22 protein-coding genes are annotated in these 21502 nt (G+C 65.4%); 8 read left to right on the top strand and 14 right to left on the bottom strand.

Going from position 1 to position 21502, the window contains the following annotated elements; all coding sequences use genetic code 11:
* Positions 1–118 precede the first annotated feature (118 nt).
* The gene (locus XH92_RS01935; protein ID WP_194457730.1) at positions 119–484 is read left to right on the top strand and encodes a hypothetical protein; all 366 of its coding nucleotides are present in this window, start codon (positions 119–121) and stop codon (positions 482–484) included.
* Between the two features lie 12 nt (positions 485–496).
* Here XH92_RS01935 and XH92_RS01940 read toward each other — a convergent pair whose 3' ends face one another.
* A complete protein-coding gene (locus XH92_RS01940) occupies positions 497–1696 on the bottom strand; it encodes an MFS transporter (protein ID WP_194457731.1) in 1200 nt (399 codons plus the stop codon).
* Positions 1697–1867: 171 nt separating this feature from the next.
* Between XH92_RS01940 and gcvA the strand changes: the two genes are divergently transcribed.
* Positions 1868–2779, top strand: coding sequence for a transcriptional regulator GcvA (gene gcvA / locus XH92_RS01945; protein WP_194457732.1), 912 nt, complete (start codon positions 1868–1870; stop codon positions 2777–2779).
* Between the two features lie 9 nt (positions 2780–2788).
* Here the strand turns inward: gcvA and rimM are convergent, their stop codons facing one another.
* From rimM to ffh, 3 genes are all read right to left on the bottom strand, one after another.
* Positions 2789–3310 carry a ribosome maturation factor RimM gene (gene rimM / locus XH92_RS01950; RefSeq protein ID WP_194457733.1) on the bottom strand — a complete coding sequence of 174 codons (522 nt, stop codon included), beginning with the start codon at positions 3308–3310 and terminating at the stop codon, positions 2789–2791.
* An 18-nt stretch (positions 3311–3328) separates the two neighbouring features.
* Positions 3329–3661 carry a 30S ribosomal protein S16 gene (gene rpsP / locus XH92_RS01955; RefSeq protein ID WP_029081296.1) on the bottom strand — a complete coding sequence of 111 codons (333 nt, stop codon included), beginning with the start codon at positions 3659–3661 and terminating at the stop codon, positions 3329–3331.
* Between the two features lie 85 nt (positions 3662–3746).
* Positions 3747–5294 (bottom strand): signal recognition particle protein, encoded by a 1548-nt coding sequence (gene ffh / locus XH92_RS01960; RefSeq protein WP_194457734.1) that lies wholly within the window; start codon positions 5292–5294, stop codon positions 3747–3749.
* Between the two features lie 553 nt (positions 5295–5847).
* On the opposite strand from ffh, the gene XH92_RS01965 reads away from it, so the two are divergent.
* Positions 5848–6828, top strand: coding sequence for an MBL fold metallo-hydrolase (locus tag XH92_RS01965; RefSeq protein ID WP_371818120.1), 981 nt, complete (start codon positions 5848–5850; stop codon positions 6826–6828).
* 139 nt (positions 6829–6967) lie between these two features.
* Here the strand turns inward: XH92_RS01965 and XH92_RS01970 are convergent, their stop codons facing one another.
* Together XH92_RS01970 and XH92_RS01975 are read right to left on the bottom strand one after the other, a co-directional pair.
* Entirely contained in the window at positions 6968–7684 is a 717-nt protein-coding gene (locus XH92_RS01970; protein WP_194457736.1) for an SIMPL domain-containing protein, read from the bottom strand.
* 5 nt (positions 7685–7689) lie between these two features.
* Positions 7690–8400 carry a GyrI-like domain-containing protein gene (locus XH92_RS01975; protein WP_194457737.1) on the bottom strand — a complete coding sequence of 237 codons (711 nt, stop codon included), beginning with the start codon at positions 8398–8400 and terminating at the stop codon, positions 7690–7692.
* 179 nt (positions 8401–8579) lie between these two features.
* Here XH92_RS01975 and dapF point away from each other — a divergent pair, with 179 nt between their 5' ends.
* Complete coding sequence (dapF, locus tag XH92_RS01980) at positions 8580–9452, top strand: diaminopimelate epimerase (RefSeq protein ID WP_194457738.1); 873 nt, start codon at positions 8580–8582, stop codon at positions 9450–9452.
* Positions 9453–9457: 5 nt separating this feature from the next.
* The gene (gene mtaB / locus XH92_RS01985) at positions 9458–10711 is read left to right on the top strand and encodes a tRNA (N(6)-L-threonylcarbamoyladenosine(37)-C(2))-methylthiotransferase MtaB (protein ID WP_194461062.1); all 1254 of its coding nucleotides are present in this window, start codon (positions 9458–9460) and stop codon (positions 10709–10711) included.
* A 381-nt stretch (positions 10712–11092) separates the two neighbouring features.
* Here mtaB and XH92_RS01990 read toward each other — a convergent pair whose 3' ends face one another.
* The gene (locus XH92_RS01990) at positions 11093–12232 is read right to left on the bottom strand and encodes a DUF2336 domain-containing protein (protein ID WP_194457739.1); all 1140 of its coding nucleotides are present in this window, start codon (positions 12230–12232) and stop codon (positions 11093–11095) included.
* 179 nt (positions 12233–12411) lie between these two features.
* A complete protein-coding gene (locus XH92_RS01995) occupies positions 12412–13113 on the bottom strand; it encodes an RluA family pseudouridine synthase (protein ID WP_194457740.1) in 702 nt (233 codons plus the stop codon).
* Positions 13114–13162: 49 nt separating this feature from the next.
* Between XH92_RS01995 and ftsY the strand changes: the two genes are divergently transcribed.
* Positions 13163–14107, top strand: a complete 945-nt coding sequence (gene ftsY, locus XH92_RS02000) for a signal recognition particle-docking protein FtsY (protein ID WP_194457741.1) — start codon at positions 13163–13165, stop codon at positions 14105–14107.
* Between the two features lie 172 nt (positions 14108–14279).
* Positions 14280–14879 carry a septation protein A gene (locus tag XH92_RS02005; protein WP_194457742.1) on the top strand — a complete coding sequence of 200 codons (600 nt, stop codon included), beginning with the start codon at positions 14280–14282 and terminating at the stop codon, positions 14877–14879.
* 52 nt (positions 14880–14931) lie between these two features.
* Here the strand turns inward: XH92_RS02005 and XH92_RS02010 are convergent, their stop codons facing one another.
* The 6 genes from XH92_RS02010 to ccmA all read right to left on the bottom strand — a co-directional run bounded on the left by XH92_RS02010 (position 14932) and on the right by ccmA (position 18384).
* Positions 14932–15306, bottom strand: coding sequence for a helix-hairpin-helix domain-containing protein (locus XH92_RS02010; protein WP_194457743.1), 375 nt, complete (start codon positions 15304–15306; stop codon positions 14932–14934).
* Positions 15307–15481: 175 nt separating this feature from the next.
* A complete protein-coding gene (locus XH92_RS02015) occupies positions 15482–16075 on the bottom strand; it encodes a DsbE family thiol:disulfide interchange protein (RefSeq protein ID WP_194457744.1) in 594 nt (197 codons plus the stop codon).
* Entirely contained in the window at positions 16072–16251 is a 180-nt protein-coding gene (ccmD, locus tag XH92_RS02020) for a heme exporter protein CcmD (RefSeq protein ID WP_173639646.1), read from the bottom strand. The genes XH92_RS02015 and ccmD overlap by 4 nt, the downstream gene beginning before the upstream one ends.
* A 4-nt stretch (positions 16252–16255) precedes the next feature.
* Positions 16256–17041, bottom strand: a complete 786-nt coding sequence (locus XH92_RS02025) for a heme ABC transporter permease (RefSeq protein WP_194457745.1) — start codon at positions 17039–17041, stop codon at positions 16256–16258.
* A 75-nt stretch (positions 17042–17116) separates the two neighbouring features.
* A complete protein-coding gene (gene ccmB / locus XH92_RS02030; RefSeq protein WP_097675938.1) occupies positions 17117–17785 on the bottom strand; it encodes a heme exporter protein CcmB in 669 nt (222 codons plus the stop codon).
* A complete protein-coding gene (gene ccmA / locus XH92_RS02035) occupies positions 17782–18384 on the bottom strand; it encodes a heme ABC exporter ATP-binding protein CcmA (RefSeq protein WP_194461063.1) in 603 nt (200 codons plus the stop codon). Before ccmA ends, ccmB begins: the two co-directional genes overlap by 4 nt.
* Positions 18385–18624: 240 nt before the next feature.
* Here ccmA and acnA point away from each other — a divergent pair, with 240 nt between their 5' ends.
* Positions 18625–21345 carry an aconitate hydratase AcnA gene (acnA, locus tag XH92_RS02040; RefSeq protein WP_194457746.1) on the top strand — a complete coding sequence of 907 codons (2721 nt, stop codon included), beginning with the start codon at positions 18625–18627 and terminating at the stop codon, positions 21343–21345.
* The last annotated feature ends 157 nt before the right edge of the window (positions 21346–21502 follow it).

Consider the following 21502-nt stretch of genomic DNA (forward strand, 5'->3'; position numbering starts at 1 on the left):
GATGGAGCGAAGCGCAATCCGGGAATCGGGCCGCCGGTGAGCGGCGGCCCCGGATTTCGCGGAGCCTGTCATTGGGCGCGCTTGCGCTGCATCCGGGCTACGGGCTTAGGGGTAATCGGTGAACGAGAAGGCGGAGAAACTCCTGTCTGAAATTGTGGGGCTTTCACTGCCGCTTGCGGATGTGCATCGCGGGACCATCGACGATTGGGCTCCAGAGCGTCCGCCCGCTACGATCGCTTATGGGGCAGTCGGCACGAAGCTCGTGGATATATTCGACGAGCTAGACCCGAATACACGAAGGTCCATTTTCGCGTTGGTCGAGGATGGAATGCAGAGCGACGATGAGGCGACTGGAACAGCAGTCGCCACGGGCTTGATTGAAGCATTGGCCGGGCGCGCGTCAAGAACCGGACGATGGGAGCGTGTGCGCGCGGAGCTTGGTTCTCTCTCAAGGTCCCACGCGGAAGCGTGGCTTCAGGGTTAGAGGCGTTAAGCGTCACGCCTCCGGCGGATCATCGCCGAGATGCCGCGCCAGCGCCACTGCCAGTGGACAGATCGCCAGCGCGGTAAGCGCGGTCGCTGCGGTGGCGAGTGTCGGGCCGAGCGCGTCGCCAAGCAGGCCGTAGATGACCGGCGCGACCGCACCCGATCCGATCGTGCCGGTATAGAACAGCGCGAAGGCACGTTCGGTTTGATGTGCCGGCGTGAGCTCGGGCACCGTGCCATAGAGCACCGAGGAGGTGCCGTTGAGCATCACGCCGAGCAGCGGCAGCAGCACGATGGCCGGCGCAAGCGGCAACACCAGCACGGCCACGATCAGCGCCGCCGTGCCGCCTTCGGTGATGAGCACGGTGCGCAGCGTGCCGACCCGCGCCCCGAGCCAGCCGCAGGTGAATTTTCCCGCGGCGCCGCCGATGAAGACCAGCGCCAGCGCAAGGCCGTTGGTCGGTAGCGAGGCGCCCTTGTCGCGGAGCAGGAACGGCAGGAAGGTGAGAAAACCCATCCTGACTGCGGTGTCGAGAATGCCGATAGCGAGCAACCAGTAGAAGCCGCTGCCCGCGCTTGCGTGATGTGACGCGGCGGCTGTCTTGCGCTCGGCGCCCTTGCCGACCGACGGCATCCAGAGTGCGATGCAGGCCGCGACGAGCAAGCCCGCAAGCGCGAGCACGAGCAGCGTGTGCCGCCACGACATGATCACCAGCAGGATCGAGGTCGCTGCCGGGATCGCCGCCTTTCCGAGATCGCCGGAGAAATTGTAGATGCCGAGCGGCCCGCGCGCGGCCGCGCCATAGGCGCGCGACACCGCAGCGGAAGCGATCGGATGCTGCGTGCTCGAACCCGCGCCGGAGAGCGCAAGGGCCAGGCCAAGTCCGATTACGCCGCCGGAGAAGCCGGCGAATACATAGCCGAGCGCCGACAGCGCCGTGCCAGCGATCAGGATGATCTTGCCGTCGATCCGCTCCGCGATGTGTCCGACCGGGATCTGCAGCCCGGCCATGGCGCCGGCATAGAGCCCGCGCAGCAGCGCCAGCAGCCCGTAGCTCAGGGCGAATTCGGCCTGCCAGACCGGCAACAGCACATAGATCAGGTCGGTGTAGCCGTCGTGGAGGGCGTGGTTGAGCCCGGTCACGGACAGCGTTCGGGTCGCCTGAGCGTGGTCGGGGCGGGATGTATTGGCTTCTACGGACACGCTCATTGCCACCATCCAGTGCAAGAAAATCTAAAGATAGAACGGGCGTGCATTGGGCGGAGGCCTCGAAAAGGAGCGACATATGAGTGGCTTGCTGCGCAATATGCGCTCGATGGGTCGCTGTCACAAACCAGTAATAATCGGATCATGTGTTAGAAAATCTGGTATGAAGGGATCATGTTCGTCCCACGCCGCAGCCTGCCGCCGCTCAACGCGGTCCGCGCCTTCGAGGCCGCCGCGCGGCTCGGCAGTTTCAAGGAAGCCGCTGCCGAACTCAGCGTGACCCACGGCGCGGTCAGTCAGCAGATCCGGCTGCTCGAGGAGTGGCTCGGCGCGCCGTCGCTATTCCGGCGGTCGGTGCGGCGGGTGGTGCTGACGCCGGCGGGCGCGGCGCTGCTCGCGGAATTCGCTCCTGCGCTCGACCGGATCTCGGCCGCCGTGCAGCAGCACCGCGAACGGCGCGGTGACGCGGCGGTGGCGGTGTTGCGCGTCAATGCGCTCGCGACCTTCAGCCTGCGCTGGTTGCTGCCGCGGATGAGCCGGTTTCGCACCGAGCATCCCGATATCGAGGTGCGCCTCAGCACGTCGAACGATCCGGTGGATGCGCTGCCTGACACATTCGATGTCGTGATCCGCGGCGGACCCGACACCTTTCACGGTTTCTCGTCGCGCTTCCTGGTGTCGGAGCGGCGATTGCCGGTGTGCAGTCCGAAGCTATCAGCGCAACTGCCGCTGCGTGAGATCGCGGACCTCTCGCGGCATACGCTGCTGCATGTCACCTCGATGCCGCGGCTGTGGCGCGACTGGCTCACCGAGGCCGGGCAGTCCGCGCTGGAGCCGGCGGCCGCGCTGACCTTCGATCATTTCTATCTGACGATCCAGGCCGCGCTCGATGGTCTCGGCGTTGCGATGGGCCCGACCGCGCTGATTGCCGATGATCTCGCGGCCGGGCGTCTGGTGACGCCGTTTCCGGCCGTCAGCCTGCCGGCGCGAAGCTACTTCGCGTATTTTCCGGCCGGCCGCAGCAACGATCCGCACAGCGCGGTGTTCTGCGACTGGCTCGAGCAGCAGGGCCGGATGACGAGCTGATATTTTTTTTCAGGCTGCCGACGGATCGTCGCCGTCGATCTCCTGCGGCAGCACGATCACGACGCGGCCGGCATCAAGATCCACGGTCGGTACCACGGCATTGGTGAACGGCAGCAGCATCGTTGCGCCCTGCGGCGGGGCGATCTCGATAATGTCGCCGGCGCCGAAATTATGGATCGCGATCACCTTGCCGAGCGGTTGCTCTGTCGTCGTCACCGCGGCGAGCCCGATCAGGTCGGTGTGGTAATATTCGCCGTCGTCGGTGTCCGGCAGCCGGTCGCGCGGAACGTAGAGCTCCAGACCGTTGAGCCGTTCGGCGTCATCGCGGCTGGCGACGCCCTTCAGCGTTACCACCAGATGATCATTGGCCTCGCGCATATGCGTGACCTCGAACTGGCGCGTGCCGTCCTTGGTCATCAGCGGGCCGTAGTCCTTCACCGCCAGCGGATCTTCGGTGAAGGTCCACAGCCGGACGGCGCCGCGCACACCATGCGCAGCGCCGATACGGGCGACACAGACCGGTGCAGCCACCGTGGTCGCCGTTCAGCCTTAGGCCTTGGCGGCGGCTTCGGCCTGCGCCTTGCGCTCCTTGCGCGGCACGGCCTTCTCGGGGTTGTTGCGCGCGGTGCGCTTCACGACGCCGGCGGCATCGAGGAAGCGGGTCACGCGATCCGACGGCTGCGCGCCCTTGGCGAGCCAGGCCTTCACCTTGTCCATGTCGAGCTTGAGGCGGGCCTCGTTGTCCTTCGGCAGCAGCGGGTTGAAGTGGCCGAGACGCTCGATGAAGCGGCCATCGCGCGGGAAGCGCGAGTCGGCGACGACGACGTGATAGACCGGACGCTTCTTGGTGCCTGCGCGAGCGAGGCGGATAACAACGGACATTTAGTTCTCCTTCAAAGTACGATGTGTTCGATTGATTGGCATTCCGCGTTGCGCCGGCCGCATGCGAGCCGTCGCGACGAATTCCTCATTTCTTCTTGCCCGGGAAGCCGCCGAGGCCCGGCAGCATCGGCTTGCCGGACAGGCCGGTCAGGCCCGGCACGTTCGGCAGGCCGCCGCGCAGCCCGGCCGGCAAATCCTTCGGCAGATTGGGCAGGCCGCCGCCGGCGCCGCCCTGCATCTTCTCGGCCAGCGCCTTCATCTCTTCGGGCGAGGGCGGCTTCATGCCGCCGCCAAAACCCATCGCCTGCGCGATGCCGGCGAGCGGGCCGCGCTTGCCGCTTCCCATGGCCTTCATCATGTCGGCCATGTTCCGGTGCATCTTCAGCAGCTTGTTGACGTGCTCGACGCTCTGGCCGGCGCCGGCCGCGATGCGCTTCTTGCGGCTCGCCTTCAAGAGGTCCGGGTTCTTGCGCTCCTGCCGCGTCATCGAATCGATGATCGCGACCTGACGCTTGAGAATCTTGTCGTCGATGCCGGCCGCGGCGATCTGGTTCTTCATCTTGGAGATGCCGGGCATCATGCCCATCAGGCCGCCGATGCCGCCCATATTGGCCATCTGCTGCAGCTGTTCGCGCATGTCGTTGAGGTCGAACTGACCCTTGCGCATGCGCTCGGCGGTGCGCGCGGCCTTCTCGGCGTCGATATTGGCCGCAGCTTTCTCGACCAGCGAGACGACGTCGCCCATGCCGAGGATGCGGCCGGCGATGCGGCTCGGATGGAAGTCTTCCAGCGCGTCGGTCTTTTCGCCGGTGCCGATCAGCTTGATCGGCTTGCCGGTGACCGCGCGCATCGACAGCGCGGCGCCACCGCGGCCGTCGCCGTCCACCCTCGTCAGCACGATGCCGGTGAGGCCGACGCGCTCGTCGAACGAGCGCGCCAGGTTGACCGCGTCCTGGCCGGTGAGGGAGTCGGCGACCAGCAGCACTTCGTGCGGGTTGGCGGCGGCCTTGATCTCGGCCGCCTCCTTCATCATGTCTTCGTCGAGCGTGGTGCGGCCGGCGGTGTCGAGCAGCACGACGTCGTAGCCGCCGAGCTTGCCGGCCTCGAGCGCGCGCCGTGCGATCTGCGGCGGCATCTGGCCGGCGACGATCGGCAGCGTCGGAATGTCGAGGTCGCGGCCGAGCACCGCGAGCTGCTCCATCGCCGCCGGGCGGTAGACGTCGAGCGAGGCCATCAGCACCTTGCGCTTGTCGCGCTGGACCATGCGGCGCGCGAGTTTTGCGGTGGTGGTGGTCTTACCGGAGCCCTGCAGGCCGACCATCATGATCGGCACCGGCGGCACGGAATTGATGTCGATGGTCTGGCCGTCGGAACCGAGCGTGGCGACCAGCTCGTCATGGACGATCTTCACCACCATCTGGCCCGGCGTCACCGACTTGACGACGGTGGCGCCGATCGCCTGCTCGCGAACCCGGTCGATGAAGCTGCGGACCACCTCGAGCGCGACGTCGGCTTCGAGCAGCGCGCGGCGCACCTCGCGCATCGCGGCATCGACGTCCTTTTCGGTCAGCGCACCGCGCCCCGTCAGACGATCGAGAATGCCACCAAGCCGTTCCGACAGATTGTCGAACAATGCCGTTGTCCTTCGTTGCGCCCGTGAGCGCTCGCTTCATTCACTTGCCGTCATAACCCGCTAAAGCGGGGTATTCAGTACGCCGCGGCTCCTCGGTTCAAGCCGAACTGCCTCTGGCATACTGGATCACCCGCTTTCGCGGGTGATGACCAGATAGTTTGCTTTGGCACCGCGCCAAGACGGATCGCCAAGACGATGGTCCAAACACTTTCGCGCCCGAGGGCGCATCGCGCTGTCGGGCGTTGGCCTCCGGCCTCCAGGACCAGTCGGCGGGTCGAAAAGACGGAGCTTTCCGAGAAAGTGGCTGCGTTAAACGCTGCCGGGGCGGCAAAGTCAAGGAAAGTTTCGTCGCAATTCGCGCGGTTCAGATCCTAAGGCATTGAAATTGCGCCAATTTGACATGCCGGTTCCGAATTCGCCGGTGCCACCCATATAACCGGAGCCAGCCTCCTGTTTGGGAACCCGCTTGCCGATCATCACCCGCCGCCGCCTTCTCGCAACCTTGACCGGAGCCGCCGCTGCGCTCGGCGTGCCCTCGATCTGGATGTCCTACATGAAAACCTACGACGGCCTCGTCTCCGATCATTTCGACGGCCTGCACTTCTTCGACCCGGACGGATCGCCGCCGAAATCGCTCGGCGAGGTGCTGCGCTGGCAGTTCGGCAGCGGCAGGCAGCGCGCGGTCTGGCCGGACTGGGCGCCGAGCCCCTTTGCCGATACGCCGCCGCCCCGGGTCGATGGTGACAAGGTGCGGTTCTGCTTTGTCGGTCATGCCAGCTGGCTGATCCAGACCGGTGGCCTCAATATCCTCGTCGATCCGGTGTGGTCGATGCGGGCCTCGCCGTTCAGCTTCGCAGGTCCGAAACGGCACAATGATCCCGGCATTGCCTTCGGCAAGCTGCCCAGGATCGACGTCGTGCTGGTGTCGCACGGCCATTACGACCATCTCGACGTCGCGACGCTGTCGAAGCTCAATGCCACGTTTGCGCCGCGCGTGATCACGCCGCTCGGCAACGACGTCACGATGCGGGCCTCCGATGCCGCGATCAAGGCCGAGGCGTTCGACTGGCATCAGCGTGTCGAGCTCGGCGGCGGCCTTGCCGTGACGCTGGTGCCGACGCGGCACTGGTCGGCGCGCGGCCTGTTCGATCGCAACAAGGCGCTGTGGGCGAGCTTCGTGCTGGAGACGCCGGCCGGCAAGCTCTACATCGTCTGCGATTCCGGCTATGGCGACGGCCGGCATTTCCGCCGGGTGGCCGAGGCGCATGGACCCTTAAGGCTGGCGATCCTACCGATCGGGGCCTACGAGCCACGCTGGTTCATGCGCGACCAGCACATGAACCCGGAGGACGCGGTGAAGGCGCTGGCCGATTGCGGCGCGGCGCAAGCACTGGCGCATCACCACGGCACCTTCCAGCTGACCGACGAGGCGATCGACGCGCCGGCAATCGCGCTTCGCGAAGCGCTCGACGCGGCGAAGGTGCCGCGCGAGAGGTTTGTGGCACTGAAGCCGGGTCAGGTGTTCGAGATTTGAAAGCTGTCGTCCCGGGCAAGCGAAGCGCGGGACCCATAACCACCGTCATCGGTCGTCTTGAGCGGCTGTGGCCACAGCGAATTCGAACGACTCGATCCTGTGGTTATGGGTCCTGCTTTCGCAGGGACGACAATAACTGCTACTTCTCCTTGATCGCCCAGGAGGCGCTCACATTGACGGTCAGCGTTTCCTCGCCCTGCGCCACCGGCGTCGGTGCGGCGAATCCTGCGGTGGCCATCTTGGCGCGGAACATCGGCACCGGCGCCGAGCCGACTTCCGAGATATTCAAGGGAGCGCCGAGCGTGACGCCGGCGGCCTTGGCGTAGATCTCGGCCTTGCGGCGGGCATCGGCGATCGCCCGCTCGCGGGCGTCGTCGAGCAGCTTCGAGGCCTGCGACACCGAGAAATTGAGCCCGCCGATATCATTGGCGCCGGCGCCCACCAGCACGTCGATGACCCCCGCGACCTTGCTGACATCGTGCAGCTTGATCGTGACGCGATTGCTGGCGTGGTAACCGACGATGCTGGGCGGGGCGTTCGGCGACGACGGCGGGCGGTTGGCGAATTGCGGCTGCAGCGACAGCCGCGAGGTCTGATAGTCCTTCTCCGCGATGCCGGCGCCCTTCAGCGCGGCCAGCACCTTGCCCATCGTCACATTGTTGGCGTCGGTGGCCTCGCGCGCGGTCTTGCCGTCGGTGGTGACGCCGGCGTCGAGCTGCGCCTCGTCGGGCGCGGCCGACACGGTCGCCTCGCCGGTGACCGAGATCGCCGGCGGAAAGTCGCTGTCGGCGAATGCGGGCGCAGCCAGCAGCGTGGTCGCGATGAGGGCGGCAGCGAAAGGGAGGCGGTTGGTCATCTGGCTCACTTCAGGGGTACGTAGACGTTGATCACAAGTTTGTCTTCGGCGGTCTTCAGCGGATCGGTGATGTATTCCTCGATGAAGGTGTCCTTGGCTTCGAGCTTCTTGTCGTCGAGGTGATTGGTGATCGCCTCATAGGTGTTGTCCATGTTGTCGTAGGAACCGCGATGGACGAACTTCAGCGCCTTGCCGTCGGGCGAATTGCCCATGCTCATGTTCTTGCCGAGATTCTTCAGATCCTGATCGACCGGGATCTCGGCGATGAAGGTGAAGCCGGTGTCGTCGGTCGAGGTGTAGACGATCATCGGATTGCCCGCTGCCTTGATGCCGTCCTTGTCGAGCAGCGCGGTGAGCTGCTTGAACGCCTCGATCAGCGCGTCGAAGGCAGAATCCCAGTTGGCGGTGCCCTTCAGCATCACGACCTTCTTCGGCTCCAGCGTGAACGGCTCGCCGAAGGGATCGGCGGTCTGCACCGGGGCGGCCGGCGGCGGCGTCGGGGACTGCGATGCGGCGGGACTGTCGGCCGGTGACTTGGTCTCGGCCGGCGGTGGCACCGGGGTTGCCGACGGTGCAGGCGTGGGGGTTGGGGTCGGGCTTGCCGCGGGAGCGGGCGAGGTGGCCGGGGACTGGGCCGGCGCCGGGCTTGCCAGGGCGATCGCGGCCAAAGGGAGCAGCGCGACCAGGGCCGCGCGGAGCGTGTTGATACGGTTCATTTGTTATTCTCCATCCCCTTCCTCAAACGGCCGCTCTGTCCCGGCGCGCGGTCCGCGAGGTGCGATATTCCTAACACGCCAGTTCTGCATTCGTCCCATGACAGATGTGTCATAGCCGCCTGCGGACTGGCCAACAGGCCACCACTCGCCATATAACCGGGCAGAATTTGGGAAAATCGATGAGCGCGCTCGCCAATCACGCATTCGCCAAGATGAACGGCATCGGCAACGAGATCGTCGTCGTCGACCTGCGCGATTCCAAGGCACAAGTTACCGCAGCGGAGGCGCGCGCGGTGGCGTCGCCGGCCGGAGCGCCCTATGACCAGCTGATGGTGCTGCAGCCGCCGCGGCTCGACGGCACCGAAGCGTACATCACGATCTACAACAATGACGGCTCGGAGGCCGGGGCCTGTGGCAACGGCATGCGCTGCGTGGTGCGGCGAATCTTCGAGAAGACCGGCCAGACGTCAGCGACGTTCCAGACCCGCGCCGGCCTGCTCAATTGCTGGCAGGGGCCGGCGCCCGATCTCTACACCGTGGACATGGGCGCGCCGAAGTTCGGCTGGCAGGACATTCCGCTGGCTGAGGAATTTCGCGACACCCGCTATATCGAGCTGCAGGTCGGGCCGATCGACAGTCCGGTGCTGCATTCGCCCTCGGTTGTCTCGATGGGCAATCCGCACGCGGTGTTCTGGGTCGATGACGTCAATGCCTACGACCTCGAGCGTTTCGGGCCGCTGCTGGAAAACCATCCGATCTTCCCGGAACGCTCCAACATCACGCTGGCCCATATCGTCGATCGCGACCACATCACGATCCGCACCTGGGAGCGCGGCGCCGGCCTCACCCGGGCGTGCGGCTCGGCGGCCTGTGCGACGGCGGTTGCGGCGGCGCGGCTCAAGCGCGCGAATCGCATTGTCGAGATCACGCTGCCCGGCGGCAAGCTCGGCATCGAGTGGCGCGAGCGCGACGATCACGTGCTGATGACCGGCACCGCCGATTTCGAATATGAGGGCCGCTTCGATCCGGCGCTGTTCGCCAGCGTTGCTTGATCATTATGGGTGTCGACGTCGTCACCTTTGGCTGCCGCCTCAACGCCTTCGAATCCGAGGTGATCAGGCGCGAGGCGGAGCAGGCCGGGCTGACCGACACTATCGTCATCAACAGCTGCGCCGTCACCAACGAGGCGGTGGCGCAGGCCCGGCAGTCGATCCGCAAACTGAAACGCGAGCGCCCGGCGTCGCGCATCGTGGTCACCGGCTGCGCGGCGCAGACGCAAAGCCAGATGTTTGCCGAGATGGTCGAGGTCGATCGCGTCGTCGGCAATGACGAGAAGATGCGCGGCGACGCGTGGCGCGCGACGCGTGCAGCTTTCGATATCGATGCAAGTGAGAAGGTCGCGGTCGCCGACATCATGGCGGTGACGGAGATGGCGCCGCATCTGCTCGACGGTTTCGCGCGCGGCTTGCCGCGGGTGTTCGTGCAGGTGCAGAACGGCTGCGATCATCGCTGCACCTTCTGCATCATCCCCTACGGCCGCGGCAATTCGCGCTCGGTGCCGATGGGCGCGGTGGTCGATCAGGTTCGTACGCTGGTCGAGCGCGGCCACGCCGAGATCGTGCTGACCGGCGTCGACCTCACGAGCTATGGCGCCGACCTGCCCGGCACGCCGAAGCTCGGTCAATTGACCCGGCAGATCCTGCGCCATGTGCCCGAGCTGAAGCGGCTACGGATCTCGTCGATCGATTCGATCGAGGCCGACCGCGACCTGCTCGATGTCATTGCCGACGACCCGCGGCTGATGCCGCATCTGCATCTGTCGCTGCAATCCGGCGACGACATGATCCTGAAGCGGATGAAGCGCCGGCATTCGCGCCGGGAGGCGATCGACTTCTGCGCGCAGCTGCGCCGGCTGCGGCCGGACATCGCGCTCGGCGCCGACATCATCGCGGGCTTTCCGACCGAGACTGAAGAGATGTTCGCGCGCTCGCTCGATCTGGTCGAAGAATGCGATCTCACATTCCTGCACGTGTTTCCCTATTCGAGGCGTCCGGGCACGCCGGCCGCGCGGATGCCGCAGGTCGCGGGCGGCGCGATCAAGGAGCGCGCGAAGCGATTGCGCATGGCAGGCGAAGCCGCGCTGCTGCGGCGGCTGGCCGCCGAAGTCGGCACGACGCGCGAGGTGCTGATCGAAAGCGGCAAGCAGGGCCGGACCGAGCATTTCCTGCCGGTTGCGATCAATGGCGATGTACCCGGTGCGGTGCGGCGGCTGACCGTGAGCGGTCATGATGGCACACGCCTCGTCGCATAGGACGGCTGAGACGCTCGTGCCGGCTCCTCAATGCAGTACGCTGCGGCCTCTCCGCTCAAGCACTGGCGTCTCTGGAATACTGGATCACCTCGTTTTCGCGGGTGATGACACCGAACAAGCTGTTCGACGTCTTGAATCGAGCTATCCCCATAGTCGTCCTGGCGAAAGCCAGGACCCATTACCCCACATGAGAATTGTTGCACGAGGCTGGGGCTACGATCCCGTTCATCATCAGATTCGGTGGTAATGGGTCCTGGTCTTCGCCAGGACGACGCGCGGGAAGAGCCGTGGACTCACGATGATCATCCGCACGCGGGTGATCAAACGGAACAAGCTGTTTGACAGCTTAAATCAGAACCAGTCGCATCGCGCACGAGGCTCTCAGTGCGCGCGTCCACCGGGCCGTGGAGGCTGCGACGCGCGAACCTGCCAGAACCGCAGCAGGCGATCGGCGTTTGCGCGGGTCATCTTGGTGAACTGGCTCTTCGCGTGGGTCAGCTCGAGCGCTCCCATCGAGCCGGTCGCATAGCGGCATTGCATCACCGCGGCGGTGGTCTCCCAGCTCAGGCCTGCGGCCCGGCATGGTACCAGCAAGCCTTCACTGCGCAGGCTTTGCATCAGAGAGCGGATCACCTCGATGTTCGACTGCGCAAGATTCGCCAACGCAACGACGGTCTCTTCATATTTTCGCTGCCTGGCGAAGCCGAGCAGGGCGGCCTCGTCGAGCTCGTCGCTGTCCTTCAACTTTGCAACGTGGCGCTTGGCTGCGGTGAAATCGCGCACCTGCGACATGTCGCGCTCGACGCCCGCGGCGACCGCGGCGATCGCGTGCCGGATTTCCTCGTACAGATATGGCGGGGCGCGTTCCAGCAAACGGCCGCGAACCTCTTCCGTTGCATCGCGCAGGAGCTGAAGACGGAGCTCAGCCGGCAGGTCCGCGCGGATCCCGGTCTCGACTGCGAGGACCGGATCGTGCTCGGCCTGTGCGAGGATGACCGCAAATCCGTCCGGCGATACCTTGGCGCCTGGATTGGTGACCAGGCGGTGGCTCACGCTGGCAAAACGTCGCGCCAGAAGTGCGTCGGTGACAACTTCCTTCAGCCACCAGCGGCCGGCGACGGCGAGCAAATGCTGCTCGCTCTTGGTCTGCGCGATCTCGACCAGATCCTCGGCGCTGAGGCGCGAGGATTCCTGCAGCATCGGCCGCGCGATCCGGATCTCGTCGTTGCTGGCGAGGCGGCGAACGATCGCGGGCGGTGCCTGCGCGACCGGAGCGAGCTGCTCGCTGATGTCGGTGAGCGCCATCCGGGCGCTGATCTCGGCGAGTGCGCGCAGCTCGATGGTCTTGACCAGCCGTTCGAGCACATTGTCGAACAGCTCGATCTGCTCGCTGTTGAAGCTGCCGGCGGAGATGAGAAATAGGTCAGTGACGCGCTTCGCCGTGGCGATGCATTTTTCGGCGGAGCCGGCGCGTATTGCAGCCTCGACCTCGTCGACAATTGCCTGCCCGGCAGTCAGCATTGCTCGTCCTGAGCCCGTCCCGATACGCTTGTTCTAAGCCAGCTTGCAGCTCTATCGGACGGACCTGAACGTTTCGTAAGGATAAAGATCAGTAGAATCCCGGAGGAAGCTCTACATCTTGACGCGAACCGGTATCCATCCCGGGTCAAGTCCGGGACAGGCTTTCGCTGGAAAACGCTTTACTCGCCGTTCCAGCCGCAGGCCTTGAGCCGCGGCTGCATGTGCTCGGGCGCCGGCGCGACGACGTGCACCGGGTCCTTGTTGCGGGAAATCGGGATGCCGATTGCGCGGGAATGCAGATGCAGGGTCGGCTCGCCGAAGCGCGGGCCGTTGCCATAGATGTTGTCGCCGACGATCGGCCAGCCCATCGCCGACGCATGCACCCGGAGCTGATGGGTGCGGCCGGTGACCGGCTCCATCGCGAGCCAGGCGAGGCCATCGCCGCGGCCCAGCGCCTTCCAATTGGTGATGGCCTTTTGGCCATTTGGATCGGGCTTCTGCCACCAGCCGCGCTCGGCGTTGAGCCGGCCGAGCGGCATGTCGATGGTGCCTTCGTCCTCGGCGGGGCCGCCCTCGACCACGGTCCAGTAAGTCTTGGAGATCTTGCTGTGCTTGAACAACAGCCCGAGCGAGGCGGTCGCCTTGCGGTGGCGTCCCAGGACGAGGCAGCCGGAGGTGTCCTTGTCCAGCCGATGCGCCAGCACCGGCGGCCGCGGCAGGCCGAACCGCAATGCGTCGAACGAGGCCTCCAGATTGGGGCCGCCCTTGGGGCCGCGGTGCACCGGCAGGCCGGCCGGCTTGTCGATGACCAGCATCAGCCCGTCGCGGTGGAGCACCCGCGCCAGGATTTCTTCCGCGGTCAATTGGGGAACATCGATCAATTCGTCGAGACTTTCGTTTGTGAAGCGAAACGGCTAACACACCCCCGCCATGAACGATACCACTGCGGGAACTCCCAAACAGAGCTGGTGGCAGCGGCTGAAAGGCGGCCTGAAGCGGACCTCGAGTTCGATCGGGACCGCGGTCGCCGACCTCGTCACCAAGCGCAAGCTCGATTCTGCCATGCTCGATGACATCGAGGATGTGCTGCTGCGCGCCGACCTCGGCACCGACGTCGCGGTCCGCATTGCGGAGGCCGTCGGCAAGGGCCGCTACGACAAGGCGATCTCGGCCGACGAGGTCAAGGACGTCGTTGCGACCGAGGTCGAGAAGGTGCTGGCGCCGGTGGCCAAGCCGCTCGAGATCGATGCCGGGAAAAAGCCCTTCGTCGTCCTGGTGGTCGGCGTCAACGGCTCCGGCAAGACCACGACGATCGGCAAGCTGGCCGCGAAATTCTCCGCCGAGGGCCGCAAGGTCATGCTGGCCGCCGGCGACACCTTCCGCGCCGCGGCGATCGAGCAGCTCAAGGTCTGGGGTGAGCGCACCAAGGCGCCGGTCATCGCTGGGGCCCAGGGCTCGGATTCGGCAAGCCTCGCCTTCAACGCGCTGACCGCGGCCAAGGAGCAGGCGCGCGACGTGCTGCTGATCGACACCGCCGGTCGGCTGCAGAACAAGTCCGAGCTGATGAACGAACTCGAAAAGGTCGTGCGCGTGATCAAGAAGGTCGATGCGTCGGCGCCGCATGCGGTGCTGCTCGTGCTCGACGCCACGGTGGGACAAAATGCGCTGTCGCAGGTCGAGGCGTTTCATCGTACGGCAGGCGTCACCGGCCTCGTGATGACCAAGCTTGACGGCACCGCACGCGGCGGCATCCTTGTCGCGCTGTCGGAGAAGCACAGACTGCCGGTGCATTTCATCGGCGTCGGCGAGGGCGTCGAGGACCTCGCGCCCTTCACGGCGAAGGATTTTGCCAAGGCGATTGCCGGGATCGAATAATTCATCCTTCGAGACGCGCGCAAGTGCGCGCTCCTCCAGCAACAACGGCAAAGCCGTTGTGCAGGGATGACGGTGGGATACGAAGGTCGTCATCCTGAGGAGGCGCGGAGCGCCGTCTCGAAGGATGGCCAAGACACGAGTTCACAAGACACGAGTTCGATGGATTGAATTAATGGACAAGACCCAGCCACACCCGCTGTTCAAGCTCGCGACCGAACTCGGGCCGCTGCTCGTGTTCTTCGTCGCCAACGCCAAGTACCATCTGTTTGTCGCCACGGCTGCGTTCATGGTGGCGATCGTAGCTGCCATGATCGCGTCCTATGTGGTGACCAGGCACGTGCCGATCATGGCGCTGGTCACCGGCGCGATCGTCTTGGTGTTCGGTACCCTGACGCTGGTGCTGCACGACGAGACCTTCATCAAGGTCAAGCCGACTATCATCTACGGCCTGTTCGCGGCCGTGCTCGGCGGCGGGCTGCTGTTCGGCCGTTCCTTCATCGCCGTCATGTTCGACCAGATGTTCAATCTGACGCCGCAGGGCTGGCGCATCCTCACCATGCGCTGGGCGCTGTTCTTCGCCGGCATGGCTATTCTCAACGAGATCGTCTGGCGGACCCAGACCACGGATTTCTGGGTGAACTTCAAGGTGTTCGGCGTGACGCCGCTGACCATGATCTTCGCCATCGCCCAGATGCCGCTGACCAAGCGCTATCATCTGGAGCCGGTCTCGCTGGAAACCAGCGAGGCGGAAGCCGGCGACCTCAGAAAGTAAATCCGAACGCAGCGCGGGCGATTGCGCCGCGCTGCGTCCGAGGCCTCAGGGCTCAGCTCTTCTGCTTGGCGACGATCTTGTCCTTGATCTTGTCGTAGGTCGCCTGCGGCAGGATGTGCTTCTGCACCAGTTCATCCTTGCCCTTGTAGGGGCGGCCCTTGATGATCGCGGCCGAATAGGCCTTGCCGACACCAGGCAGCGCGTCGAGCTGGTCGGCGCCGGCGCTGTTGATGTCGAGCAGGTCGTCCTTCGCCATTCCCGTCGTCTTCAAGTCGGGGGTGGCGGCTTTCGGCGCGGGAGCCATCTTGCTGTCGGACTTCGCGGCGGGCGCAGCCGGCTGCGGAGTTTGGGCCATCGACGGCGTCGCCGTGATCATGCCGAGTGTGAGCGCGGTGGCGAGAAGTGAAGCGAGCGTGGTCTTGCGCATATGTCCCCTCCAGAGGAACGTTGATGTCAACGCCACTGAGTTGGGGCTGCGTTCATGGCGTTGCCATGGCCGCGAAATGAACCGCAGATAAACGCGTTGAAGTATTATGCCGCAGGTGATTTCTCGCGTCATTCATGTGCGATACATGTTCGCGAGTCACGGCATGCCGATGCGGTTACTGTCCCGCGCGCAGCGCCTTCTCGATCTCGGCCTTCAGCACAGTGTTGACGTTGTCTGATGTCACCGGGCCGACCAGCTTGTAGACGATCGTACCCTCGCGTCCGACCAGGAAGGTCTCGGGCACGCCGTAGACGCCCCACTCGATCGAGGCGCGGCCGTTGCCGTCGACGCCGACGATGCCGAACGGATTGCCGTAGCGGCCGAGGAAGCGCCGCGCGTTCTCGGGCGAGTCCTTGTAGTTGATGCCGATGATCTGGAAGCGCTTGTCCTTACCGAGCTCAGTCAACAGCGGCGCTTCGTCATGGCAGGGCACGCACCACGACGCCCAGACGTTGACGATTGAGACCTTGCCTTTGAAGGCCGCGGGATCGAGGCCGGGGACGGGCTCGCCGTCCTTGACGAGGCCGTCGAGCGCGGGCAGGGCGGTCTGCGGCGCCGGCCGGCCGATCAGCGCCGACGGAATTTTGGAGGGATCGCCGCCATAGAGTCGCAGCAGGAACAGCCCGGCGAGCCCGAGGAAAACCAGCAGCGGCAGCACCACCAGCAGGCGGCGGGCCTGTGGCGGGCCGTTGGTCGCCTGCTCGCTCATCTGATATCCGCCGCGCTGCGGCCGGAGCGGCGCGTGATGCCGCTGGCCTCGATCTCCTTGAGGTGCGCCTGCTGGCGGCGATAGTCGGCGATGATCCAGACGATCAACAGCAGCACGACGGCTGCGACCAGCGCATAGGACGTCACGATGAAAGACGCGTAGGGGCCAAGCGACATCGTGTCACGCCGCTCCGATTTCTTTTGGACCGGCGGCCGCTTCGCCGGTGAACGCGACGCGGCTGGCCTGCATCATCTGCAGGCTGCGCACGCGGCGGCGCAGGATCTCGTTGCGCATCGCCGCCAGATGCAAGGTGATGAAGAGCAGCGAAAATGCGATCGCCATCACCAGCAGCGGCCACAGGAACGCCTTGTCGAGCGTCGAGCCGCCCATGCGGAGCACGGAGGCCGGCTGATGCAGCGTGTTCCACCAGTCGACCGAGAACTTGATGATCGGGATGTTGATGGCGCCGACCAGGGTCAGCACCGCCGCCGCCCTTGCCGCCCGCGACGGGTCCTCGACCGCGCGCCACAGCGCCATCAGGCCGAGATACATCAGGAACAGGATCAAGACCGAGGTCAGCCGCGCATCCCACTCCCAATAGGTGCCCCACATCGGCCGGCCCCACAGTGAGCCGGTGACCAGCGCAAGGAAGGTGAAGGCGGCGCCGATCGGTGCTGCGGCCTTGGCGGCGACGTCGGCGAGCGGATGCCGCCACACCAGCGTGCCGAGCGCAGCCACGCTCATCACGCCCCAGACGAACATCGACAGCCACGCATTCGGGACGTGGATGAACATGATCTTGACCGTGGCGCCCTGCTGGTAGTCGTCGGGCGCCATCGCCGACTGGTAGAGCCCGATTGCGAGCAGGACCGCGGTCACGCCCGCGAGCCACGGCAGGATGCGCGCGGTCAGCGCCAGAAACCTGGTCGGATTGGCGAGGTCGGTCAGCGTCTCGGTCAGCTTCATGGCACCCTGATAATCGTCCGCTGTGAACGAGGCAATTGGCCGAACTCCCCTCGGCGAGATTTGATCGGGTCCATCTCAGTCCAGCCCGTGCCGCAGGCTCGCGGCGGCCGCAAACGGGCCGATCACGAGGCTGGCAAGCGACAGCGCGCAAAGGATCGAGAACGGTGTTCCAAACGGCAGCGGCCCCGAGATCGCCGCCTGCGAGGCCGCAACGCCGAAGATCAGCACCGGGATCGACAGCGGCAGCACCAGCACCGCGAGCAATAGCCCGCCGCGATGCAGCGTCACCGCCAGGGCCGCGCCGATCATGCCGGTGAAGGTCAGCGCCGGTGTTCCCGCCAGCAAGGTCGCGGCAACCGCAAGCGTCGCGGTGCCGTCGAGATTAAGCAGCAGGCCGAGCACCGGCGTTGCGATGATCAGCGGCAGGCCGGCGGCGATCCAGTGCGCCAGCGCCTTGGCCGCGCAGGCGAGTTCCAGCGGCGTCCGGCTCATCACGATCAGGTCGAGCGAGCCGTCCTCGTGGTCGGCCGTGAACAGCCGGTCGAGGGTGAGCAGGCTCGCCAGCAGCGCGCCGAGCCAGAGGATCGCGGGCCCGAGCCGCGACAGCAGCGCCAGATCCGGCCCCACCGCGAACGGCATCAGCACCGTGACGGTGAGGAAGAACAGCACCCCGATCAGCGCGCCGCCGCCGACGCGCAGCGCGATCCGGATGTCGCGCCGGATCAGAGCAGTGAGCGCGCTCATGCCGCGCCTCCCATCCGCAGATCGCGCGCATCGATGCCGAGCGGCAAATGCGTCGCGGCGACGATCAGGCCGCCGCGGGCGAGATGGTCGCGCATCAGGCCGACGAACAGCGCCTGTCCGGCCGCATCGAGCGCCGATGTCGGCTCGTCCAGCAGCCAGACCGGCCGCCGCACGGAGAGCAAACGCGCGATCGACAGGCGGCGGCGCTGGCCGGCGGAGAGGTAGGCCGCCGGCAGATGCGCGGCATGGTCGAGCGCCACGGCGGCAAGGCAGCGGGCAGCATCCTCCGTCTCGCCGCCGAGGAATTCTCGCCAGAAGGACAGATTTTCCGCAACGCTCAGCGCCGGCTTCAGGGCGTCGCGATGGCCGAGATAGTGGGCCTGCTCAGGCAGGCCGAGCTCGGCATCGCCGCCTTCGAGCGCGATCGATCCTTCGGCCGGAACCAATAGCCCGGCGAGGACGCGCAGCAGCGAGGTCTTGCCGGCGCCGTTGGGGCCGGTGACGGCAAGCGCCTCGCCGGCGGCGGCCGACAGATCGAGGCCGGAAAACACCTCGCGCCCGCCGCGCACGCATTTCAGATTTCGTCCCGAGAGCCGCATGGTTCGTTGTGTCACAGCCCTCTGAAATCTTTCGCTACCGCGTGAGAATTTTTGGGTCGCGCAGCGCTGCCGCACGCTTGTCGGTGTGGCGGCGCTTCTAGAAAGGTTCTATAAGCCCGGAACTTGATGCAGCACACACAATCGGCGGCCGCAACCCACCCAGGCCATCCCCTCGGCCAGTGTCGGTCGCCGGTGTTTAGTTACCCTTGCCGGGTATAACTGAAGATTGGGATTCCTCGCATGACCTCGCTCGACAGCTTCAAATGCCGCAAGACCATGAAGGTCGGCGGCAAGTCCTACGTCTATTACAGCCTGCCCCAGGCAGAGAAGAACGGACTGAAGGGTATTTCGAAGCTGCCGTATTCGATGAAGGTTCTGCTCGAGAACCTGCTGCGCAACGAGGACGGCCGCACCGTCAAGAAGGAAGACATCGTTGCGGTGTCGAAATGGCTGAAGAAGCGCCAGCTCGAGCACGAAATCGCGTTCCGTCCGGCGCGCGTCCTGATGCAGGATTTCACCGGCGTTCCGGCCGTGGTCGATCTCGCGGCGATGCGCAACGCGATGCAGAACCTCGGCGGCGATGCCGAGAAGATCAACCCGCTGGTGCCGGTCGATCTCGTCATCGACCACTCGGTGATCGTCAACTTCTTCGGTGACAACAAGGCGTTCGCGAAGAACGTCACCGAGGAATACAAGCAGAACCAGGAGCGCTACGAGTTCCTGAAGTGGGGCCAAAAGGCGTTCTCGAACTTCTCGGTGGTGCCGCCCGGCACCGGCATCTGCCACCAGGTCAATCTCGAATATCTCGCGCAGACCGTGTGGACCAAGAAGGAGAAGATGACGGTCGGCAAGAAGACCGGCACCTTCGAGGTCGCCTATCCCGATTCGCTGGTCGGCACCGACTCGCACACCACGATGGTCAACGGCCTCGCCGTGCTCGGCTGGGGCGTCGGCGGCATCGAGGCTGAGGCCTGCATGCTCGGCCAGCCGCTGTCGATGCTGCTGCCTGAGGTGGTCGGCTTCAAGCTCAAGGGCCAGCTCAAGGAAGGCGTCACCGCGACCGACCTCGTGCTGACAGTCACCCAGATGCTGCGCAAGCTCGGCGTGGTCGGCAAGTTCGTCGAGTTCTTCGGCCCCGGCCTCGATTTCCTGTCAGTGGCGGACAAGGCGACCATCGGCAACATGGCGCCCGAATACGGCGCGACCTGCGGCTTCTTCCCGGTCGATGCGGCGACCATCGACTACCTGAAGACCTCGGGCCGAAAGGCCGATCGCGTCAAGCTGGTGCAGGCCTATGCCAAGGCGCAGGGCCTGTTCCGCACCGCCAAGTCGACTGACCCGGTGTTCACCACCACGCTGACGCTGGACCTCGCCGACGTCGTGCCGTCGATGGCCGGACCGAAGCGCCCCGAAGGCCGCATCGCGCTGCCGGCGGTGTCGACCGGTTTCGCGACCGCGCTGGTCAGCGAGTACAAGAAGCCCGATGGTGAAGCGAAGCGCTTCGCGGTCGAGGGCCGCAACTTCGATCTCGGCCATGGCGACGTCGTGATCGCCGCGATCACCTCCTGCACCAACACCTCGAACCCGAGCGTGCTGATCGGCGCCGGCCTGCTGGCGCGCAAGGCGGCCGCCAAGGGCCTGAAGGCCAAGCCGTGGGTGAAGACCTCGCTCGCGCCGGGCAGCCAGGTGGTGGCCGAATATCTCGCCAATTCCGGCCTGCAGGCCGATCTCGACAAGGTCGGCTTCAACCTGGTCGGCTTCGGCTGCACGACCTGCATCGGCAACTCCGGCCCGCTGCCGGAAGACATTTCCAAGTCCATCAATGAAAATGGCATCGTCGCCGCCGCCGTGCTCTCGGGCAACCGCAACTTCGAAGGCCGCGTCTCGCCCGACGTGCAGGCGAACTACCTCGCCTCGCCGCCGCTGGTGGTCGCGCATGCGCTCGCCGGCACCGTGACCAAGGATCTCGCGGTCGAGCCGCTCGGCATCGGTAAGGACGGCAAGCCGGTGTTCCTCAAGGACATCTGGCCGACCGCCAAGGAGATCAACGCCTTCATGAAAAAGTACGTCACCGCGACGATCTTCAAGAAGAAGTACGCCGACGTGTTCAAGGGCGATACCAACTGGCGCAAGATCAAGACCACGGAAAGCGAGACCTATCGCTGGAACATGAGCTCGACCTATGTGCAGAACCCGCCCTATTTCGAGGGCATGAAGAAGCAGCCGGACCCGGTCACCGACGTGGTCGACGCCCGCATCCTCGCGATGTTCGGCGACAAGATCACCACCGACCACATCTCGCCGGCCGGTTCGATCAAGCTGACCTCGCCCGCAGGCAAGTTCCTCAGCGAGCACCAGGTGCGTCCCGCCGACTTCAACCAGTACGGCACGCGGCGCGGCAACCATGAAGTGATGATGCGCGGCACCTTCGCCAACATCCGCATCAAGAACTTCATGCTGAAGGGCGCCGACGGCAATATTCCGGAAGGCGGTCTGACCAAGCACTGGCCCGACGGCGCGCAGATGTCGATCTACGACGCGGCGATGAAGTACCAGCAGGAGAACGTGCCTCTGGTGGTGTTCGCCGGCGCCGAATACGGCAACGGCTCGTCGCGCGACTGGGCCGCGAAGGGCACCCGCCTGCTCGGCGTGCGTGCGGTGATCTGCCAGAGCTTCGAGCGCATCCATCGCTCCAACCTGGTCGGCATGGGTGTGCTTCCGCTCACCTTCCAGGACGGCACGTCATGGTCCTCGCTCGGCCTCAAGGGCGACGAGAAGGTCACGATCCGCGGCCTGCAGGGCGATTTGAAGCCGCGCCAGACGCTGACGGCAGAAATCGTCTCCGCCGACGGTGGCAAGCGGGATGTCCCGCTGCTCTGCCGCATCGATACGCTGGATGAGCTCGATTACTATCGCAACGGCGGCATCCTGCACTACGTGCTGCGCAAACTCGCGGCCTGAGGGCCTTTTGTTGGATCATGGTCTATTTGGACCATGCTCCAACGCGGATTTGTGATCGGTGCCTCACCGCTTAGTGAGTAGCGGCAAAAAAGAAGGCGGCCTATGAAAAGGCCGCTTTCTCGCGTTTTGGGGCACGCAAGTTCAGGGACAGACTTCA

Origin of the sequence: Bradyrhizobium sp. CCBAU 53421 (genome assembly GCF_015291625.1) — a bacterium.
Lineage (GTDB): Bacteria > Pseudomonadota > Alphaproteobacteria > Rhizobiales > Xanthobacteraceae > Bradyrhizobium.

What these genes read in the sequence shown, in the direction of transcription:
- XH92_RS01940 (WP_194457731.1), bottom strand. Translation starts at nt 1,696, where the DNA reads ATGAGCGTGTCCGTAGAAGCCAATACATCCCGCCCCGACCACGCTCAG.
- gcvA (WP_194457732.1), top strand. Translation starts at nt 1,868, where the DNA reads ATGTTCGTCCCACGCCGCAGCCTGCCGCCGCTCAACGCGGTCCGCGCC.
- rpsP (WP_029081296.1), bottom strand. Translation starts at nt 3,661, where the DNA reads ATGTCCGTTGTTATCCGCCTCGCTCGCGCAGGCACCAAGAAGCGTCCG.
- XH92_RS01965 (WP_371818120.1), top strand. Translation starts at nt 5,848, where the DNA reads ATGAAAACCTACGACGGCCTCGTCTCCGATCATTTCGACGGCCTGCAC.
- XH92_RS01970 (WP_194457736.1), bottom strand. Translation starts at nt 7,684, where the DNA reads ATGACCAACCGCCTCCCTTTCGCTGCCGCCCTCATCGCGACCACGCTG.
- XH92_RS01975 (WP_194457737.1), bottom strand. Translation starts at nt 8,400, where the DNA reads ATGAACCGTATCAACACGCTCCGCGCGGCCCTGGTCGCGCTGCTCCCT.
- dapF (WP_194457738.1), top strand. Translation starts at nt 8,580, where the DNA reads ATGAGCGCGCTCGCCAATCACGCATTCGCCAAGATGAACGGCATCGGC.
- mtaB (WP_194461062.1), top strand. Translation starts at nt 9,458, where the DNA reads ATGGGTGTCGACGTCGTCACCTTTGGCTGCCGCCTCAACGCCTTCGAA.
- XH92_RS01990 (WP_194457739.1), bottom strand. Translation starts at nt 12,232, where the DNA reads ATGCTGACTGCCGGGCAGGCAATTGTCGACGAGGTCGAGGCTGCAATA.
- ftsY (WP_194457741.1), top strand. Translation starts at nt 13,163, where the DNA reads ATGAACGATACCACTGCGGGAACTCCCAAACAGAGCTGGTGGCAGCGG.
- XH92_RS02005 (WP_194457742.1), top strand. Translation starts at nt 14,280, where the DNA reads ATGGACAAGACCCAGCCACACCCGCTGTTCAAGCTCGCGACCGAACTC.
- XH92_RS02010 (WP_194457743.1), bottom strand. Translation starts at nt 15,306, where the DNA reads ATGCGCAAGACCACGCTCGCTTCACTTCTCGCCACCGCGCTCACACTC.
- XH92_RS02015 (WP_194457744.1), bottom strand. Translation starts at nt 16,075, where the DNA reads ATGAGCGAGCAGGCGACCAACGGCCCGCCACAGGCCCGCCGCCTGCTG.
- ccmD (WP_173639646.1), bottom strand. Translation starts at nt 16,251, where the DNA reads ATGTCGCTTGGCCCCTACGCGTCTTTCATCGTGACGTCCTATGCGCTG.
- XH92_RS02025 (WP_194457745.1), bottom strand. Translation starts at nt 17,041, where the DNA reads ATGAAGCTGACCGAGACGCTGACCGACCTCGCCAATCCGACCAGGTTT.
- ccmB (WP_097675938.1), bottom strand. Translation starts at nt 17,785, where the DNA reads ATGAGCGCGCTCACTGCTCTGATCCGGCGCGACATCCGGATCGCGCTG.
- ccmA (WP_194461063.1), bottom strand. Translation starts at nt 18,384, where the DNA reads ATGCGGCTCTCGGGACGAAATCTGAAATGCGTGCGCGGCGGGCGCGAG.
- acnA (WP_194457746.1), top strand. Translation starts at nt 18,625, where the DNA reads ATGACCTCGCTCGACAGCTTCAAATGCCGCAAGACCATGAAGGTCGGC.